The sequence below is a fragment of the Streptomyces sp. NPDC093109 genome, from assembly GCF_040701725.1.
In the GTDB taxonomy this organism is placed as follows: Bacteria; Actinomycetota; Actinomycetes; order Streptomycetales; family Streptomycetaceae; genus Streptomyces.
This window is the reverse complement of sequence record NZ_JBFBEZ010000007.1, coordinates 81,348-97,739: the sequence shown is the minus strand read 5'-3', so window position 1 is coordinate 97,739 and position 16,392 is coordinate 81,348. Positions and strand designations below refer to the sequence as shown.

Sequence of the window (16,392 nt, the reverse complement as noted above, 5' to 3'; positions counted from 1 at the left end):
CGAAGAATCGATCCCACCTGCACCCGAGGGCCCTACAGTGGTTTAGACCACGATGGGGTCCTCAGCTCTTTTCGGGGTCCTGCGTGAGCGGTGCGTGAGCGGGCGTGCCAGACGGCCGTGGACGACGGGCGCGGGGGACGACGGCCTCGGCATTCCTCGCGACCTCCTGATCGACCTGGGGCAGCATGGCGGTGTACGTATCGGACGCTAGCTGAATCGTGCTTTGCCGCAGCGTCTCTTTGATCGTGTGGATGTCACCTCCACCCGCATGGATCAACGTCGCCGCCACATGCCTCAGGTCCCTCAGGCTGATCGGCGGCAGGTCCGCCTCGCGGCACAACCGCCGGAAGATGTCTGACACCTTCTCGGGATGGAGCCAGCCCCCGTCTGTGTCCACGAACACCTTGCCGGTCTCCTGCCACGGCAAGCGAGCCTCCAGCCGCTCGGCGCGCTCGGCAAGTTGCTGAGCGCGGTGCTGGCGGAGCACCGTCACGGTGGCTGGCCCCAGGGCGATCGTGGCTGCGGAGCCCTCCGTCTTGGGATCGCTCTCGATCGGAGTCCAACCGTCCTGGATGATTGTCTTCGAGACGGTCAACAGAGCCTTGTCGAGATCGAGATCCACCCATGCCTGCCCGACCCCCTCACCGCGGCGCAGACCCCGGAACGCGATCAGGTGGAACAGGGCGTACAGCCGGTCCGTCTCGGCATAGTCGAGGAACGCGCCCACCTGGACGGGTGTCCACACCATGACACCGCTCGGCTTTTCCCCCGTGCGCTGCCAACGCTCCACATGCTCCGCCGTCCACAGGAGTCCCTTCGGCCGCTTGCCCGAGGCCAGTTCGACGTGCGCGGCCGGGTTGAACGTGAGCAGCTGCTGCGAGATCGCCGCGTTCAGCGCTGACCGCAGCGTTGCCCGGATCCGCTGCTGCGTCGCCGCGCCCGTCACACGCCGGTACGGAGGGAGCGCCTCCAGCTTCTCCCGCTCGGCCGCCAGGCGGGCTGTCTCGGAGGCCGGCGGCCGGGACCGCTTCCCCCAGGTCGCCCGCGCCTGCTGCTCGCGGCGCTGCTCGTTCTCCGCCATGATCGCTTCGTTCGCGTCGTTGATGGCGTCGAACATCTCCACCAGGTGACCGACGTTCAACCGGTCGAGCAGCAGGTGGCCGAGCGCCGGACGCAGGTGCACCTCGATGTGTGAGGCGTACCCGCGCAGCGTCGACTTCTTCCTCTTCTTCGCCGCGTGCCATTCATCAAGCCAGTCGCCCACGGTCGTGCTGCTGACGAGCGCCTGGCCCGCGCGGAACCGGCGCCGGGTCGCGCCGAGGTCGGGCAGCGGCGCCTTCTTGTCCTTGCTGACACCTTCGAGTAGATCGCCGATGCGGACCTGGCCGTCCACGTCGTTCCCGTCTGGGAGCGCGAGCAACGCGCGGACCTGGTCCAGGATCTCCTGGGCCGCCTTCGCAGTCTCGTATCCGGACCGGCTGAAACTGCGCCGGCCACCGTCTTCTCGCGCGGGCAACTCCTGCCGCACCGCGTAGACGCCGTGCCTCCGGCTGGTGAGCTGTGGGCACGCCTTCCCGAGCGCCTTTCCGTCGTCGCCGCGGCAGTAGCAGCGCCGGTATGTCGAACCCTTCATCGTGCCTCCTGTGCCCGGGGCCGCCATACGCGGCCGTCCGCCCAACAGTCTGGTGGGCAGGCGTCAGGTGCGCGGCGGCTTTCCGCCCCACCGCTGTCTCCAGAGCCCGTCACCCGTGATCCGCCGGAGGTACGCGGTCATCTCCCGGCAGAGCTGGGGAGTTGCAGCGCCGGGGCGGATTACCCACGCGAACCGGCCTTTCCGCTCCAGCGGTGTACAAAGGGACCGGCGAGGCAGCTCTCCAGGCCGAGCGATACGCCAGTAGACATCTGCTATCTCAAGGTTCTCGGCGGGCTCGTCTGCGCGGTCGGCAGCGGCGCCGTCAGCCCATTCCTGGCCCCAGCCTTCCTCGGCGCCGAGGATCTGGGCGTGAAGCACGTTCAGTTCGGCGATCAACTCGGGCTTGGCTTCGTGCTTTCGAACGTGCACATCTAGCGTGCCGTCGCCCTCCACGATCCGGACGACGCGTCCGGGCGGGATGGGCACGGCGCTGTCAAGGTGAAAAGTGACCCGGGTCGCTTTATTGATCTTCTTTCTCGCGTTCACACTGATCCCCCATGCATGCCGACGCACGTGTGTTCGAATCGTGGCGCCGGAGCTGATCATTCCGCCCCCCGACGGATCACCAATCATGCACAAGACCCACACAAAGAACCAGGGGTTACGAAAAAATTACCCTGCGTCAGGTTTTGCGGAACGCTCCTCGGCCCACGCCGCCAGCATCATCTCTGCGCGCTTCCGGTCTTCCTCGCTCACCGCTTCATAGTTCCGGAGGAGGAGCCGAGCGCGGTCGCTGTGCCAGATCGTGTCGATGCCCATGAACTGGCTCCCCGCCGCGGCTTGGACCTCATGCAAAGGAAGCTGGAGGCCGGCCATCAGTGCGCGCAGCTCTGGCGCCTGCGGCGGGATGATCGGAAGCTCCTTTTCCAGGCGGCGGATTACCTGGAAGTTCCACTTCGGGCCCTCGTCGGGGGCGTCTGGGTCGATGCAGAGGTCTGCCAGCTCTCGAAGGCTGAGCCTCAGCTCTGCGCGGCGCTCGCGCACGAGCCTGGACAGGTCCGTCCTGGGCTCCGCGTTGGTCATGGGATTCATCCTGCCACTCCGCTGACACTAGGTGTCTATCTGGTCGGTGGTACGCGCTCCGCCCCCGACCAGTTCAGAGGCTGCGCTAGGGCACTTGCATCGACAGATTGTCTATCCAGGCGAACGGTAGGCGCCATGCGGGGTCCACTATCTGGCCGGACACGTACCGTGTCCGGCTGAATACGCACGCCCTGACTGTTTCAGTAGATAGACAAACTGTCGATCGCGTGACAGGGTTTGTTTATCCAGTTAAAAAAACCGCGGGGTGGCGACATTGCGTGAACTGACATACCGGTTGGTAGACCCTCAGGTCCTACGACTCCTGATGCGGCGCACCGGCGACGGCAGGGCTGTCAGCCTCCGTGCTCTGGCCACCGCCGCCGACGTCCACCACAGCACCGTCGGTCATCTACTCAGCGGCCAGCAGGACACCGCGACGAGCACGGTGGCTCAGGCCATTGCCGACCGGATCGGCTGTGATCTCGCCGTTCTCTGGATCGAGGACGGCCGGACCGCCCGCAGCCTCCGGCGGACGGCGGCGACGAAATGACCAGCCCGAGACCGTTCACCATCGCCGAGATCTACGACCAGCCCGCGATGGTCCCCCTCTGGCCGGGCGTCGGCCGGGCCCTCGGGCTCGCGGAATCGACCACATACCAGCTCGCTGCCCAGCACCGCTTGCCGGTCGAGGTGGTTCGGCTCGGCCGCCGTCAGTTCGTGCGGCGGGTCGACCTCCTGACCTTTCTCCACCTGCCCACCACGAGCGATGCCGCCGAGGGTGCGACCTCGACGGCATCCGAGCACAACACCACTGAGGAGAGCGCTCAATGACCACTGTACGAGAGACCACTGACACCCGTACTGCTGTCCTGGCACAGGCCGCCGACTGGCTCGACTCCCTTGGCGAGACCGATGCCGCATACCTCCTGAGGACGTGCGACGTGCCGACCTCGGTGGAGGCCACCGGCGCCCCGACTGAGCGCCCGCACCCCCGTCCGTGCGAGCACCCCGACGTGACATGCACGTGCCCCCGGCCGTACATCGCCTCGGAGGAGACCCGTCTGGCCGCGCGCCGGCGGGGCTGCGTCGCCGCGTTCTTCCGTGGCGTCGGCTGGTACCGGGTGGCGAAGTCGGCGGGCGCCCTGTGACCGCTGCCCGTCAGCGCGTGATCGCCGCGCTCACCGTCGACTTCGGCCTTGACGCCACCGGCAAGCGCATCCGACCGCCGCGCGCCCGGTACTCGTGCGTCCTCTGTCAGCAGCTCGAAGGCCCCGTTTACGGAGCCGAGCTGGTCGCCGAGTTCGTCGCCTTCATCCGCACCGAGCACCCCGCCAAATGCACCGCCAGGAGCAGCGCGTGACCGATGCACAGACACTTGACCTCCGGGCTTCCGCCCGCGAGTTGCACGACGCTGGCCTGTGCGTACTGCCCATCACCGCCGACGGCACCAAGAAGCCTGCGGTGGCTTGGCTTCAGTACAAGACCGCCCGTACCACGCCGGAACAGCACGACAGTTGGTTCGGTGGCCACCGTCCTCGCGGCATCGCAATCGTCTACGGCGCCGTATCCGGCGGCATCGAACTGATCGAGTTCGAGGGCCTCGCGATCCGTGAGGGGCTGCTTGACGACGTCACCGAAATCATGGGCGCGTCTGGGCTGGGCGACGTGTGGGCTGCGGTCCTCAGCGGGTGGGTCACCGAGTCGCCATCAGGCGGCCGGCACTTCCGCCTCCGTGTTGAGGGCGCTGACGTGCCGGGCAACACGAAGCTGGCCAGCAGGCTCGCCCGCGAGGACGAGTACACCGACGCCGACCGCCAGCGCCTGCGAGAGCGCCCCAACTCCCGCATCGTCCGTGTGCTGATCGAAACCCGCGGGGAGGGCGGCTACGGCCTGGTCGAGCCGTCCTCGGGCACGGTCCACGCCACTGGCCGTCCGTACCTCCGGCTGGAGGGCGGGCCCGACTCCATCCCGGTCCTCGATGCCGAGACCGTGGCCGCGATCCGGGACGTGTGCCGGATGGTGGACCAGCTCCCGCAGCCTGAGGCGCCGAAGACCGCGCCTCGCCCGTCACCGCCACGGCCGGACGGCACGCTGCGGCCGGGCGACGACTTCGAAGCTCGCGCCTCATGGGAGGAGATCCTCCGAGGTATCTTCCGCCCGCTCTCCACCCGAGGCAGTGAGACGTACTGGGGATGGGCCGACGGTGTCGGCGGCGCCAAGGCCACGACTGGGAAGGACGAACACGACCGCCTGTTCGTCTTCACCACGTCCTCGGACTTCACCCCGGAGGTGCCGTACAGCAAGTTCGGCGCGTACGCCTTGCTGAACCACAACGCGGACCACAAGGCCGCTGCCCGAGAGCTGGCCCGCCAGGGTTACGGGAGCCGTCACCCTGCCTCCGTCGGCCCTCGCCCCTCTGCTCCCGCCTCCCAGGTCCCTGCCCCGGCCGAGGAACCCGTCGCCGACCACCTAGCGGAGCAGCCCTCTCCGGACGTGGCCGTTCCCGAAGGCTTCGACTACGCCGACACCTTCGGCCTGCCTTCCACTGTCCGCACGCCCTACGACTACCGGGTCACCGGCCGAGGTGTGGAGGTGCTCAGTACCAGCGGCGAGAACTGGAACAGGGTGACCTTCGCACCTCTGGTTGTGACTGCCACGTTCGAGGACCCCGAGGGCGACCAGTACGTAGAGCTGTCCTGGATCGACCGAAGCCTCGGTCGACCGCGCCGGATCTCCCGCATCGTCAGCCGCGAGACCGCCAAGCGCGGGCGGAAGTTGATCGAGTACCTGGGGAGCGCGGGCCTGCCCGCTGTCGAAGGCGACGCCCGCGCTGTTGAGAAGTGGCTCGCCGAATTCGAGGCCGGCAACGTCGGCCGCATTCCGAGCGAGCAGTTGGCCCGCTGGCTGGGCTGGCAGGACGACGGCACGTTCGTCTCGTCGCCCGAGGACGGGGTGAAGGTCGACACAGCCTTCGAGGAGCAGCGCGGCCCGGCCCGTGCGCACGCCAGGAAGGGGACCCTGGAGGGCTGGCAGGACACCGTTGCCCAGCTCGCCAGCTACCCCGTGCCGCGCGTCGCGGTCGCGGCTGCTCTCGCCGCGCCGCTGCTCAAGCCTCTGGGCTTGAACAGCTTCACGCTGGACATCTCGTCACGCAGTACTAAGGGCAAGACGACCGCGCTCCAGTGCGCACTATCTGTGTGGGCCGACCCGTCCGAGCACGCGTCCGCGATGAGCAACTGGAGGACGACGCTCTACGCAATCGAGAAACGGCTGAACTTGGTCCGAGGGATCGTCACCGTTTTCGACGAGACCATGGCTGTCACGGACGACTCCCTCATTGATGAGGTGCTGTACCAGCTCCCGATGAACCACGGGAAAGCCAGGAGCGGCGGGGCGTTCGGGAACATGCTGCCCTGGGAGACCATCCTCCTGTCCTCCGGCGAGCGTCCCGCCCTCAGCTTCACGACCAGCCAGGGCGCGGCGGCCCGCATCCTCGGCACGACGGTTGCGCCGTTCGGTGACGGCGGCGGCGCGGCGGCGGCTGCGGCCCTGGAGGGCGTGCTCACCCACCACGGGCACGCCGGGCCGGAGTTCGTCCAGTACATCCTCAGCGGCCTGGCCCAGCCGAACGGCCGGGAGAAGCTGAAGAAACACCACCGCGGCCTCGTAGACGAGTTCCGCGGCGGCGGCGACATGACCAACCGGCGTGCCCCGATGGTCGCCGCTCTGGTCCTCGCCGAGGCCCTGGCCTGCCGCACCGGGCTGCTGCCGTACGAGCCGCTCTCCCACGACGTGTGGCGCGGCCTGTTCACCGCTCACAACCCCACCGACAACCGGCCGGACATGGCGCTGGACGTCGTCCGCGAGTACGTGGCTGGCCACTCCCATGAGCTGTACAGCGCCTCCCGCGCGATCATGGGCGACCGCCCGCCCTACTCCGGATGGCTGGGGGCCCTGTCGAGCGATAAGGGTGCTGCGGAAGTGGCCCTGCTCCCCGAGCGGGTCCGCAAGATCCTCGCGGACGCCGGGTACTCGCTGGACGCTGTGGTCGGCTCTTGGGTCGACGCGGGCTATCTGAAGACCCTCAAGAGCCAGCGGCCCGCCCACCTTGTACCGCGACGGTTCGACGGCGCCCGTGCGAAGTGCCTCGTGTTCACCCCCGAGGGCATGCCGTTCGGCGACCAGGGCGACGTGCTGTGAGGGCCGAGATGTCGGTGGTACGCACGAGGTGCGTACCACCCGCCGCCCTCAGTCTCCGCAGGTCAGAGACCCGCATGGTGCCGTTCGTGGGGCGGTACGCACTCGCCTGGAAATGGCACCCCTCAGGCGTGTGCGTGTGTGCGTGTGTGCGGGTGTGTGCGTGCGTGTGCACACACATAGACCCCTGTGTGTTTCTGCGTACCTGCGTACCACTGTCTCTAGAGAGAGACATAAGAGCAGGTCAGAGCAGCTTTGCCCCCGGTACGCGGCCGGTACGCAGACGGTACGCAGCGCGTACCGCCCTCTCTCCTATCCACTGAACCGAGGTGACGTATGTCCTTCACACCCCGCCCGTACCAGCTCGACGCCATCGAGGCGCTACGCCAGGGCTGGGCCGACGGTAAGACCCGTCTGGCCGTCGTTCTCCCGACGGGCTCCGGCAAAACCGTCGTTTTCTCCCACCTGGCTCACCGGATGCTCGGCAGCCTCGGCGGACGCCGGGCCCTGGTCATCGCGCACCGCGAAGAGCTGATCGAGCAGGCCGCTTCCAAGCTTCTGGCCGTTGACCCGATGCTGCGGGTCGGCATCGTCCAGGCTCAGCGCGACGACCACCAGGACGCCGACGTCATCGTGGCCAGCGTCCAGACCCTGGCTGTGAAGCGCCGTCGCGAGGCCATCCGCGATATCGGACTGATCATTGTGGACGAGTGCCACCACGCGGCGGCCCCCAGCTACATGGAGGTCCTGGAGCACTTTGGTGCCTGGCGCGGCGTGCCGACCGCCGGCTTCACCGCGACGATGACGCGCACCGACGGTGGCCTGGCCGAGGTCTGGGAGGACGTTGTCTTCCGGCTCGACATCCTCGACATGATCTCGGACGGCTACCTCTGCGACGTGCGCGGCAAGAGCATCAAGGTCGACACCTTGGACCTCAGCAGGGTGAAGACGCGCGGCGGCGATCTGGTCGACGGGCAGCTCGGCAAGGCGCTGGAGGACAGCGGGGCCCTGGACGCCATCGCGAAGGCGTACACCCAGCACGCGAGCGACCGGCCGGGCGTTGTCTTCACGCCGACCGTGGCGACCGCCCAGGGCGCCGCTGCCTCGCTGCGGGCCGTCGGCATCACGGCCGAGCCTGTGTGGGGCGACATGGGCCGTGACAAGCGGCGCGCCACGCTCGCGAGGTACGAGGCCGGGGAAGTCCAGGTGCTCACCAACTGCATGGTCTTGACCGAGGGCTTCGACGCGCCACACACCTCGTGCGTCGTCGTCGCCCGGCCGACCAAGAGTCCCGGCCTGTACGTGCAGATGGTCGGCCGTGGACTCCGGCCGGCGCCAGGGAAGCACGACGCGCTGCTCCTGGACGTGATGGGCGCCGCGTCCCGCCACCGGCTCGCGTCGATGGTCGACCTGACCGCGCGGGAGATTGGCGAGCCGGAGGAAGGCCGCTCGCTTCGGGAGGTCGCCGAGGTGCACGTGGCCGCGGAGAAGCGGCGCGCGCTCGCGGCCCGGGTCGAAGCCGAGGAGATCAACCTCTTCGGAGGCTCGGCGATCCGCTGGCTCCGCACGGGCGACGGCACCTGGTTCATCCGCTTGACCAGCGCCATGTTCCTGTTCCTCGCCCGCGACCCCGGGACCCGGCTGTACCGGATGCGCCGCTGGACGGAGACGCACGGCGTGCACGGGCCGACGGACGACGTGGCCCGGCCGTTGCCGGAGGCACTTGCCTGGCTGGAGCAGCAGGCCACCGTTCTGGCGCCGGGCGCATTCGTCGCGCGTGAGGCCCGGTGGCGCCTCGGCCAGCCCAGTTCGAAGCAGCTCGGCCTGTGCAGGCGGCTCGGCGTCATGGTGCCGCGCGGATCCTCGGCCGGCGATGTCGCCGACCTCATCGACCGAGCGCGCGTTGGCGGCGTGCTGGGCCAGCTCACTTCTGCCGCTGCGTAGTGGTCCGGGCCTGCCGCTAACAGGCCCGGACCTCCCCATCACACCACGGAGGAACCATGAAGAGTCCCATCCCCTACTTCGGTAGCAAGCAGAGCGTGTCCGACTGGATCGTCTCGCTCTTCCCGCCGCACCAGCACTACGTCGAGCCGTACTGCGGTGGTCTCTCTGTTCTCCTGGCCAAGCCGCAGTCACCGATGGAGACCGTCAATGACCTTGACGGCGATCTGATGACGTTCTGGCGGGTCCTGCGCGATCAGCCGGAGGACCTGGCGCGCGCCTGCGCGTTGACCCCACACTCGCGAGCCGAGCTGACCGGTGCCTGGGAACAGACCTCCGATGAAGTGGAAAGGGCTCGCCGGGTGTGGGTACGGCTGTCGCAGGGCCGCGGCGGGATGATGCGCCGCAGTGGGTGGCGGCATTACACCACCACGTCCGGGTCGAGCTTCAGCATGCCGGACCACCTGGACGCCTACCGAGGACGTCTGCTGCCTGCCGCCCAACGGATCGCTCCGGTGAGCCTGGAATGCCTACCCGCGCTCACCATGATCGGCAAATACGGAGCTGCGGCGGACGTACTGCTCTACGTTGATCCGCCGTACCTCGGCACCACGCGAAGCCACCGCAACCGGTACGGACCGGAAATGCGCGACGAGGCGCAGCACCGGGAACTTGCTGCGGCCTTGGTCGACTGCAAGGCGACCGTCGTCCTGTCCGGCTACCGCAGCCCGTTGTACGCCGAGCTCTACGAGGGCTGGCACTGCTACGAGCAGCAGTCCACGACCGGCAACGGCACCGGCGACAGGACACGTACCGAGGTGCTGTGGACCAACCGGCGCCTCGGACAGCAGCTCGATCTCTTCGACCAGCGCACCGCCGCCGGGTTCCTGCCCCCTGGTGGCGACTCGTGACCGCGCGCATCGTCGGCGCCGCGTACCCGGTGCTGCTCCTGGTCGCGGTCGTCCTCCTGGTGGCGCTCCTCCTGCGGGAGGGGCGCCGCACCCGGCGCGCCGCCGCCGTTGCCGCCGAGCGCGGCGCGAGGCCGGCCTCACCGGTCCATCCGTACGCGGCCCTGCTGGACGAGGTGGCGCTCCTCCGGGCGGCTGTGGAGTACGCGTGCTGCCCCGGCTGGTGGGAGCCCGGCCACCTGTACCGCCATCACCCCGACTGCATGAAGGAGAGCGACCATGCGTGACAAGCCCGAGGGCATGCCCAGCGCCTTCCTTGCCCGCCGTAAGGCCGCCAACCCGGAACCGCGGTATACCGCCGACTCCATCACCGATGACGCCCTGGACGAGCTGTACGACCGGGTGACGGCCGCCGAGCAGAAGATCGACCCGGCCGCCCTGACCGAGCAGTACGCCGCGGCGATTCGCCCGGTCATGCTCATTGGCCTCCAGGACGCCGAGTTGGTGGGTGAGCCGGGAGCGGCGCGCATCACCGAATGGGCCGACTGGATCGCGGCTGAACTCGCCCGAACCCGAATCGAGATCGGCGTGGCAGCCACGCCGCCCGGCAGCACCAGGACGGAGCGCTGACCATGACGATCTGCGGACTGTGCGAGCGGTACGACGACACCGGCAGCTACCTCTGCCCCGGCTGCACCAAGGCGACCAGGGTTCGGCTGGAGGCGCTGCCTGTCCTGTACCGGGGCCTCGGCGCGCTGCTCACCCCGGCGGTGGCCGGCGCCTCCGGGCGTAGCGGGCGGGGCGGCCCGGCGCCGCTGCCCGTTGCCCTGGACGTCCTGGACGTGCGCGGCCCCGGCGGGATGGTCGCGGTGCTGGAGTCGTGGGTGGACGCGGCTCGCGCCGAGCGCGGCCGTCCCGAGCGCCCGCACCGGGGGAGCCCGGAGGGGCGCGTAGATCGCGCGGTGGGTGAGCTGCTGGGGCACATGCCGTGGATCGCCGTGTCGTGGCCGGAGGCCGGCGAGTTCGCGGCCGAGGTCCGGGCCCTGGCCCGGAACGCGGCCACGATGATCCGGCCGCCCGCGCCGGACCGCGGTACGCGGATCGGGCACTGCCCGGCCGCGCACGAGAACGGAACGCTGTGCGGCGCGGTGCTGCGACTCGCGCCGGGCGAGCACGTGGTGACGTGCGCCTGGTGTGGGTGCTCGTACCCGCCCGCGACGTGGGCGGGGCTGAAGGCGCTGATGGACGCGGACGCTACGTAATGCTTGCCAGTCCAACCCTGGGTGAGATACTGTCAGGGCGTGAACGCGAAACCCTGGCAGGTGAGGGTTCGCGAGGAGGACAAGCTGGTGGAACAGCTCCAACTCCTCGTCTCCGAATCGGCCAAACGTCGAGCGGTCGCCCTGCTCGAAGGCGTGGCCGAACTTGGCACCGTGGCGGATGTCGCCCGGGAGCTGGGGAAGAGCTGGAACGCGATCGACAAGGCGATCAAGAAGAACCGGCCTGTAACGGGCCGCACCACAACCAAATAGAGAACGGGGCCGGGCAACAGCTCCTCAGGTGGTGGAACACCCGAGGGCGATCGCATCGCCCGACCCCAACGCCCCCGGGCGGCGCGCATACGCCGGTCCGGACACTTACCCATCAACGAGAGGTACATCTCGTCATGAGTCACGACCACCGTAGCGCAATCGCAAATGCGCTCCCCGAGGCGGCCACCGGCGCCCTGCGCGCCATCACCGCCCACTTCGAGACGTACCGGCCCGAGGCGGTGATGACCGAGGCCGCGCGGATGACCGTGGCCCTCGGCATCACCGGCAGCGCCGCCGCGTCGCGCCCCATCCTGCGGATCCTGCCCTGGCCCACCGGCCGTATCACCCGCGGTGAGTACGCGCTGCGGCTCCGCAAGGCGGCCTGGGCCGCCGGGTGCAGCTGGTCGGACGACGACAACCGGCCCGCGATCCCGCGTATCCCCAGCCCGCGCCCGGCCAGCCACACCGGCGACTCCGACCCGGACCAGGACGAGGCCCTGCGCCGCGTGCGCGGCACCCCCACCCCGATCCGCAGCACGGCCGGCCGTTGCCCCGGCGGCCTGGACTTCGAGGACTGCCGCTGCACCGGCACCCCCGGACCGTCCTGCCCCCAGGGCCAGAGCGACGTGTGCCCGGTCTGCGAGTACTGGACGTGCCGCTGCACCCCCTGGACCGGTAGCGCCGCGCACACCGGCATCTCGGCGGTGGCCCGATGAGCGACATCAGCCAGCCCCAGCACAACCGGACGGCCGACGAGATCACCGCCGACCTGATGGCCCCCCGCGTCCCCGGCCCCCTCGCCGACCTGCTTGACGCGATCATCGCCGCCGCCGATGTCCCGCTGCCTGGCCTGGACCCCGCCGACGAGCGGGCGTACCACCGGCTGTTGGCGTTTCGGCTGTTCGCCGCGGGTATCGCCGCGCAGAGCGCCCGCGAGTTCGGTCTCACGGACGGTCCGGTCAATTTCCTCCGGAAAGAGATCGCGCGGAACCCGGTCACCTACACGCTGTGGGAACCGCCCGGGGACAGTCCGGCCGAGCCGGGGCCGGCCGCCCCGAAGGAGACCTGCGGGCGGTGCCGGAAGCCGTTCGACCCGACCGACCAGCGTCACGACGGGCAGGCCCGCGCCTCGTCCACCCCGTGGTGCCGCCGCTGCGTCGCCAACTGCCACGGCGGCGGCGCGGACCACGTCTGTGTCATCTGCGACCCCGACCGCTACAGGCCGACCCGATGAGGCTCCTGCGCGCGATCCTGCGCGCCGCCCCCGGCAACTGGCAGTGCCAGTGGTGCTCGCGCTGGTTCACCGGCCCGCCCTCGCAGTCCTGCCCCGACTGCTCCTGACCCACCCCTGACCGGCCGGGCGCGCGGTGACCACCCCCGCGCGCCCGGCCCCCACCGGGAGAACCATGAACCGCAACACCTGGCGGGCCGCGCTGACCATCGTCAGCCTCGCCGCCCTCGCCACCACCGGCTGGTCCCTCTACGCCGTCGCCCGCCACTACGACGCCCCCACGCTCATCGCCGTGGCCGTCTTCCTCGTCTTCGACGGCATCGCCTACGCCTGCCTCCACCTCGCGTCCGAGGCGTCCGCCGCCGGCCGGTCCGCGCTCGGCGCCCGCCTCACCGCCGTCGGCATGGCAGGCGTCTCCGTCTACCTCAACGACTTCCACGCCGACCTCATCCACGGCGGCACCCCCGCCTCCCTCCTCTTCGCCATGCCCACCATCGGCCTGCTCCTGCTGTCCGAACTCTCCTGGGCCGGACCCCGAGCAGCAGCACGCGAGGAGCGCGGCGGCGAGCAGCCGTACCGCCTCCCGGCGTTCGGCGGCTGGGCCTGGGCGCTCGCCCCGCGCCTCGCCGGAAGCACCGTCAAAGCCCGCGCCATCGCGCACATCGAGCAGGCGCCCGCCGTGTCCGGACAGCATCCGGACAGCCCGGACAAGGACCACTCCGCGACCGCGAAGCTCCGGTCACATTTCGCGACGATGGACCCGGCCGACGCGATCCGTATCGCGCACGAGTCCCAGCCCGACCTGCCCCCGCCCGACGTCGCCGCCCTGCTCGGGATCTACGGCGTCCACGTCGACGCCGTCCAGGTCGCGCTCGTCCTCCACCGGCGCCCCGCCGAGCACGTGGTGGACCGTCCGGACACTGTCCGGACAGGCCCGGACAACACCCTTCAAGAGCCCGCCGAGGAAGACCCCCTCATCGCGCTGACCAGGGCGGACATGTTGTCCGGACAACGCCCGGACAACATGACCGACGCTGTCCGCACCCTCCTCCAGCGAGGCGTGCTGGACCGTACCGCGGTCGTCGCCATCACCCGCGAGGTCCTCGGTCCGGACACCGATCCGGACAGTGTCCGGCGCACATGGGCGAGGGAGATCAAGAAGCTTCCCACCGAGCCCGGCAGTACGGCCGGGCCGATGGAAGGCGGCTTCCTGTGAGCGTCGACCAGGGCGCCGGCGAGCGCCGGGCCATCCCGCCGATGCCGACCGCACCGCCGGCCGTACCCGCCCGGGACTGGTGGGACGAGCTGTACGGGCAGGCCGAGCCCGAGCCGGTCCCCGGCGGTGGCCGCCTCCCGGACTGGCGGAAGCCGAAGCCCGACCTCGCCGCCCCGGCCGCCGAGCCGGAGCCCGACAGTACGGCCCGCACCACCGAGGCCGCGGTCGCCGAGCCCGAGGGACAGGCCGACCAGGAACCCGACGATGAGGGGCAGGCCGAGCCGGAGCCCGAGGACGCGCCCGCCGCCGAGCGGCAGCCCGTACCGCCCGGCGCCTGGCTCCAGCCCCACCCCGGCTACTACCCGGCGCTCCCCAACGTGCCCGCCGCCGTGCAGCAGGCGCCCGCCGCCCTCAGCCCCAAGACCCGGCTGTTCATCTACAACGCGTCGGCGGCCGGGGCCGGATGGTGGCTGGGACTCCTCGGACAGTTCCGCCACGTCCTCGCCGAGTGCGGTACGGACGCCGGCGTCGGCCCCGCGCTCATCCTCGGCATCGGCGGGACGCTCCTCATCGCCCACGTCTGGGACCGCCGCACCCGCCACTGGTGGATCGGTCTCGCCTGGGGCGCCCGTATCCCGCTCGCCACCGCCATCGTCGCCCTGGGCCTCTACGCGCCCGGCACAACCTTCTGACCACGGGGGAACGACCCATGCAACTAGACATCATCACCCTCGCCGCGCCGATCAGCATCGACGCGGGCAAGGTCCTCGGGACCGTCGGCGCCGGAGGAATCGCCCTCGCGCTGACCGGCGCGATGATCGCCGGGATTCGGGAGCCCAAGGGCGGCGACGGCGGCGGCAAGAAGGGCAAGATCCGCAAGAAGATGACCCCGGATCAGGCCCAGTGGACCGGTATCGCGGCCGGCACGTTCTACATGGCCGCCGGATCGATCTGGACCGTCGGCGGACAGCTGTCCGAAGCTCTCTCCAGCCTGTTCACCGGCGGCGGCTTCGGCGAGGCCGGCACCGGCGCCGTCAGCCTCCTCCTTGCCGCCATCATGTACTTCCGCGAGATGACCCCCGGCAAGTCCGCGGTGACCGGGATCGTCACCGCCGGGGTCTGGGCCAGCGCGGGCGGCATCTGGGGCATCCCCCAGGCCCTCATCCTCACCGGCGCCGGCGCCCTCGGTATTGCCTGATGACCGACGACATGATCACCGTGCCGGGGAAGCAGGACACCGTCGACTCCCCCGGCCCGGCCCGCCGCGCCGCCGACGGTCTGCGGTCCGTACTCACCGGCGAGGCCGCGCGCGCCCTGCGCGCCGGATCCCTCATCCTCGCCCGCAAGGGCTGGCACCTGGTCGCCCCCGACGCCCCCATCTGGCAGCGGCTCGGCTACGTCGCCCTCGGCGGCTACGCCACGGTGTACGGTGCCGCACACACCGACCTCGGCCCGGCCGGTCCGTTCCTCGTCCCCGGCGGCGCGATCGTGTGGTGCGTCGCCGCCTGGACCATCGCCCCTCCCCCCGGCCGCACCGCGCCCCAGGAACAGCCCGACCGCCAGGACGACGACGAGCCCGAGGACACCGAGCACGGCCAGGACGAGCTGCTGCTCGACCGCGAGTTCGTCGTCGCGCTTATCCGCAAGGTCGCCGGAGACCGCCACGGCGCGCACCTCGCCGACCTCATCGCCACCGGCGACCTGGACGGCTGGGAGCAGCACGACCTCAAGGCCGCGCTGACCCGCGAATGGGGCATCCCCGTGGCCGAGATCAAGCTGAAGTTCGGGGGCCGTCAGCGGGTCCGCGACGGGGTCCGACTCCGGGACCTCCCCGCACCCCCCGAGCAGCACCCCGCCGAGGCCGCCCCCGAGGCCGCCCTCGACACCCTCGTCGGTGCCCCGTCCGAGGGCCCGTCCGGCCCCTCCCCTCACCCGCTCCCGGACCCCTCCCAGGGGCCCCGGTAGGGAGGTAGGACCCGCAGGTCAGCCCACATTCCTACCTCCCGCCTACCTACCCGCCTACCACCCCCGAGAGGCCCTCATGAGCCCCTACCGCTACCGCTGCGGACAGTGCCGAGCCAGCAGCCCGCCCACCCCCACACGAGCCGACTCCGAGGCCCACCGCGACTACCACCGGGCCACCGTCCACGGCGGCCTGGTCCCCGACGGCGAACACATCGACCGTGTCACCGGGCACGAGGCGCGCGACCCGGACACGCGGTACGTCAGCAGCCGCGCCGCCCTCGCGCTCCTCGGCTTCCTCGCCCTCGCCACCGTTATCTCCCGCGTCCTCGGACGCTGACCGGCTGCCCGATCCGCCCGGCCCGACCGGGCGGTGAGGAGAGCCGGAGCAGCCCGCACCGGACGTGACGAGAGGACCCACCCGTGTCCAGCAGCCGCCACTTCTTCCGCACCCAGCCCCCCGCCCAGACCCGCGCCGAAATCGAGGCCGACATCAAGAACTCCCGCCGCGCCCAGCGCGACGCGGCGGCCCACGGCCAGTACCGCCTCGCCGAGACCATGCGGCAGGCCGCCGACGAGCACCTGGACGAGCTGGCCGACTTCGACGCCGGCACCTGGACCCCCAAGCACGCCGACTGACGGCTGCCCGATCCGCCCGAGTGAGACGGGCGGTGAGGAGAGCCGGGACA

22 protein-coding genes are annotated in these 16,392 nt (G+C 70.4%); 19 read left to right on the top strand and 3 right to left on the bottom strand.

Annotated elements, in window-relative coordinates; genetic code table 11:
* Positions 1-61 precede the first annotated feature (61 nt).
* From AB0389_RS09900 to AB0389_RS09890, 3 genes are all read right to left on the bottom strand, one after another.
* Positions 62-1,633, bottom strand: coding sequence for a site-specific integrase (locus tag AB0389_RS09900; RefSeq protein WP_366394828.1), 1,572 nt, complete (start codon positions 1,631-1,633; stop codon positions 62-64).
* A gap of 63 nt (positions 1,634-1,696) precedes the next feature.
* Complete coding sequence (locus AB0389_RS09895) at positions 1,697-2,179, bottom strand: hypothetical protein (protein ID WP_366394827.1); 483 nt, start codon at positions 2,177-2,179, stop codon at positions 1,697-1,699.
* A 126-nt stretch (positions 2,180-2,305) separates the two neighbouring features.
* Positions 2,306-2,716: an XRE family transcriptional regulator gene (locus tag AB0389_RS09890; RefSeq protein ID WP_366394826.1), complete on the bottom strand. Its 411-nt coding sequence runs from the start codon at positions 2,714-2,716 to the stop codon at positions 2,306-2,308.
* Between the two features lie 325 nt (positions 2,717-3,041).
* Between AB0389_RS09890 and AB0389_RS09885 the strand changes: the two genes are divergently transcribed.
* The 19 genes from AB0389_RS09885 (at position 3,042) to AB0389_RS09795 (ending at position 16,342) form a co-directional block, all read left to right on the top strand.
* Positions 3,042-3,266 (top strand): helix-turn-helix domain-containing protein, encoded by a 225-nt coding sequence (locus tag AB0389_RS09885; RefSeq protein ID WP_366394825.1) that lies wholly within the window; start codon positions 3,042-3,044, stop codon positions 3,264-3,266.
* Entirely contained in the window at positions 3,263-3,547 is a 285-nt protein-coding gene (locus AB0389_RS09880; RefSeq protein WP_366394824.1) for a DNA-binding protein, read from the top strand. Before AB0389_RS09885 ends, AB0389_RS09880 begins: the two co-directional genes overlap by 4 nt.
* Positions 3,544-3,864 (top strand): hypothetical protein, encoded by a 321-nt coding sequence (locus AB0389_RS09875; protein WP_366394823.1) that lies wholly within the window; start codon positions 3,544-3,546, stop codon positions 3,862-3,864. The genes AB0389_RS09880 and AB0389_RS09875 overlap by 4 nt, the downstream gene beginning before the upstream one ends.
* On the top strand, positions 3,861-4,076 hold the full coding sequence (locus tag AB0389_RS09870; RefSeq protein ID WP_366394822.1) for a hypothetical protein: 216 nt from the start codon (positions 3,861-3,863) through the stop codon (positions 4,074-4,076). Before AB0389_RS09875 ends, AB0389_RS09870 begins: the two co-directional genes overlap by 4 nt.
* Entirely contained in the window at positions 4,073-6,916 is a 2,844-nt protein-coding gene (locus AB0389_RS09865; protein ID WP_366394821.1) for a DUF927 domain-containing protein, read from the top strand. Before AB0389_RS09870 ends, AB0389_RS09865 begins: the two co-directional genes overlap by 4 nt.
* Before the next feature lie 333 nt (positions 6,917-7,249).
* Entirely contained in the window at positions 7,250-8,857 is a 1,608-nt protein-coding gene (locus AB0389_RS09860) for a DEAD/DEAH box helicase (RefSeq protein ID WP_366394820.1), read from the top strand.
* 56 nt (positions 8,858-8,913) lie between these two features.
* Positions 8,914-9,765, top strand: a complete 852-nt coding sequence (locus tag AB0389_RS09855) for a DNA adenine methylase (RefSeq protein WP_366394819.1) — start codon at positions 8,914-8,916, stop codon at positions 9,763-9,765.
* A complete protein-coding gene (locus tag AB0389_RS09850) occupies positions 9,762-10,049 on the top strand; it encodes a hypothetical protein (RefSeq protein ID WP_366394818.1) in 288 nt (95 codons plus the stop codon). Before AB0389_RS09855 ends, AB0389_RS09850 begins: the two co-directional genes overlap by 4 nt.
* On the top strand, positions 10,042-10,392 hold the full coding sequence (locus AB0389_RS09845; protein WP_366394817.1) for a hypothetical protein: 351 nt from the start codon (positions 10,042-10,044) through the stop codon (positions 10,390-10,392). The genes AB0389_RS09850 and AB0389_RS09845 overlap by 8 nt, the downstream gene beginning before the upstream one ends.
* 2 nt (positions 10,393-10,394) lie before the next feature.
* Positions 10,395-11,024 (top strand): hypothetical protein, encoded by a 630-nt coding sequence (locus AB0389_RS09840; RefSeq protein WP_366394816.1) that lies wholly within the window; start codon positions 10,395-10,397, stop codon positions 11,022-11,024.
* Between the two features lie 39 nt (positions 11,025-11,063).
* On the top strand, positions 11,064-11,294 hold the full coding sequence (locus tag AB0389_RS09835; RefSeq protein ID WP_366394815.1) for a hypothetical protein: 231 nt from the start codon (positions 11,064-11,066) through the stop codon (positions 11,292-11,294).
* Positions 11,295-11,428: 134 nt separating this feature from the next.
* Positions 11,429-12,010 (top strand): hypothetical protein, encoded by a 582-nt coding sequence (locus AB0389_RS09830; protein ID WP_366394814.1) that lies wholly within the window; start codon positions 11,429-11,431, stop codon positions 12,008-12,010.
* A complete protein-coding gene (locus AB0389_RS09825) occupies positions 12,007-12,528 on the top strand; it encodes a hypothetical protein (RefSeq protein ID WP_366394813.1) in 522 nt (173 codons plus the stop codon). Before AB0389_RS09830 ends, AB0389_RS09825 begins: the two co-directional genes overlap by 4 nt.
* Before the next feature lie 172 nt (positions 12,529-12,700).
* Complete coding sequence (locus tag AB0389_RS09820; RefSeq protein ID WP_366394812.1) at positions 12,701-13,741, top strand: hypothetical protein; 1,041 nt, start codon at positions 12,701-12,703, stop codon at positions 13,739-13,741.
* On the top strand, positions 13,738-14,433 hold the full coding sequence (locus AB0389_RS09815) for a hypothetical protein (protein ID WP_366394811.1): 696 nt from the start codon (positions 13,738-13,740) through the stop codon (positions 14,431-14,433). The genes AB0389_RS09820 and AB0389_RS09815 overlap by 4 nt, the downstream gene beginning before the upstream one ends.
* A 17-nt stretch (positions 14,434-14,450) precedes the next feature.
* A complete protein-coding gene (locus AB0389_RS09810; protein WP_366394810.1) occupies positions 14,451-14,939 on the top strand; it encodes a hypothetical protein in 489 nt (162 codons plus the stop codon).
* Complete coding sequence (locus AB0389_RS09805) at positions 14,939-15,706, top strand: ubiquitin-like domain-containing protein (protein ID WP_366394809.1); 768 nt, start codon at positions 14,939-14,941, stop codon at positions 15,704-15,706. The genes AB0389_RS09810 and AB0389_RS09805 overlap by 1 nt, the downstream gene beginning before the upstream one ends.
* Before the next feature lie 76 nt (positions 15,707-15,782).
* Complete coding sequence (locus AB0389_RS09800; protein ID WP_366394808.1) at positions 15,783-16,043, top strand: hypothetical protein; 261 nt, start codon at positions 15,783-15,785, stop codon at positions 16,041-16,043.
* Positions 16,044-16,126: 83 nt separating this feature from the next.
* Complete coding sequence (locus AB0389_RS09795; RefSeq protein ID WP_366394807.1) at positions 16,127-16,342, top strand: hypothetical protein; 216 nt, start codon at positions 16,127-16,129, stop codon at positions 16,340-16,342.
* The last annotated feature ends 50 nt before the right edge of the window (positions 16,343-16,392 follow it).

Bases quoted from the DNA above. Each gene is read 5' to 3' on its own strand.
- AB0389_RS09860 (WP_366394820.1), top strand. From the start codon at position 7,250: ATGTCCTTCACACCCCGCCCGTACCAGCTCGACGCCATCGAGGCGCTA.
- AB0389_RS09845 (WP_366394817.1), top strand. From the start codon at position 10,042: ATGCGTGACAAGCCCGAGGGCATGCCCAGCGCCTTCCTTGCCCGCCGT.
- AB0389_RS09830 (WP_366394814.1), top strand. From the start codon at position 11,429: ATGAGTCACGACCACCGTAGCGCAATCGCAAATGCGCTCCCCGAGGCG.
- AB0389_RS09820 (WP_366394812.1), top strand. From the start codon at position 12,701: ATGAACCGCAACACCTGGCGGGCCGCGCTGACCATCGTCAGCCTCGCC.
- AB0389_RS09840 (WP_366394816.1), top strand. From the start codon at position 10,395: ATGACGATCTGCGGACTGTGCGAGCGGTACGACGACACCGGCAGCTAC.
- AB0389_RS09900 (WP_366394828.1), bottom strand. From the start codon at position 1,633: ATGAAGGGTTCGACATACCGGCGCTGCTACTGCCGCGGCGACGACGGA.
- AB0389_RS09875 (WP_366394823.1), top strand. From the start codon at position 3,544: ATGACCACTGTACGAGAGACCACTGACACCCGTACTGCTGTCCTGGCA.
- AB0389_RS09810 (WP_366394810.1), top strand. From the start codon at position 14,451: ATGCAACTAGACATCATCACCCTCGCCGCGCCGATCAGCATCGACGCG.
- AB0389_RS09825 (WP_366394813.1), top strand. From the start codon at position 12,007: ATGAGCGACATCAGCCAGCCCCAGCACAACCGGACGGCCGACGAGATC.
- AB0389_RS09805 (WP_366394809.1), top strand. From the start codon at position 14,939: ATGACCGACGACATGATCACCGTGCCGGGGAAGCAGGACACCGTCGAC.
- AB0389_RS09890 (WP_366394826.1), bottom strand. From the start codon at position 2,716: ATGACCAACGCGGAGCCCAGGACGGACCTGTCCAGGCTCGTGCGCGAG.
- AB0389_RS09880 (WP_366394824.1), top strand. From the start codon at position 3,263: ATGACCAGCCCGAGACCGTTCACCATCGCCGAGATCTACGACCAGCCC.
- AB0389_RS09855 (WP_366394819.1), top strand. From the start codon at position 8,914: ATGAAGAGTCCCATCCCCTACTTCGGTAGCAAGCAGAGCGTGTCCGAC.
- AB0389_RS09885 (WP_366394825.1), top strand. From the start codon at position 3,042: ATGCGGCGCACCGGCGACGGCAGGGCTGTCAGCCTCCGTGCTCTGGCC.
- AB0389_RS09800 (WP_366394808.1), top strand. From the start codon at position 15,783: ATGAGCCCCTACCGCTACCGCTGCGGACAGTGCCGAGCCAGCAGCCCG.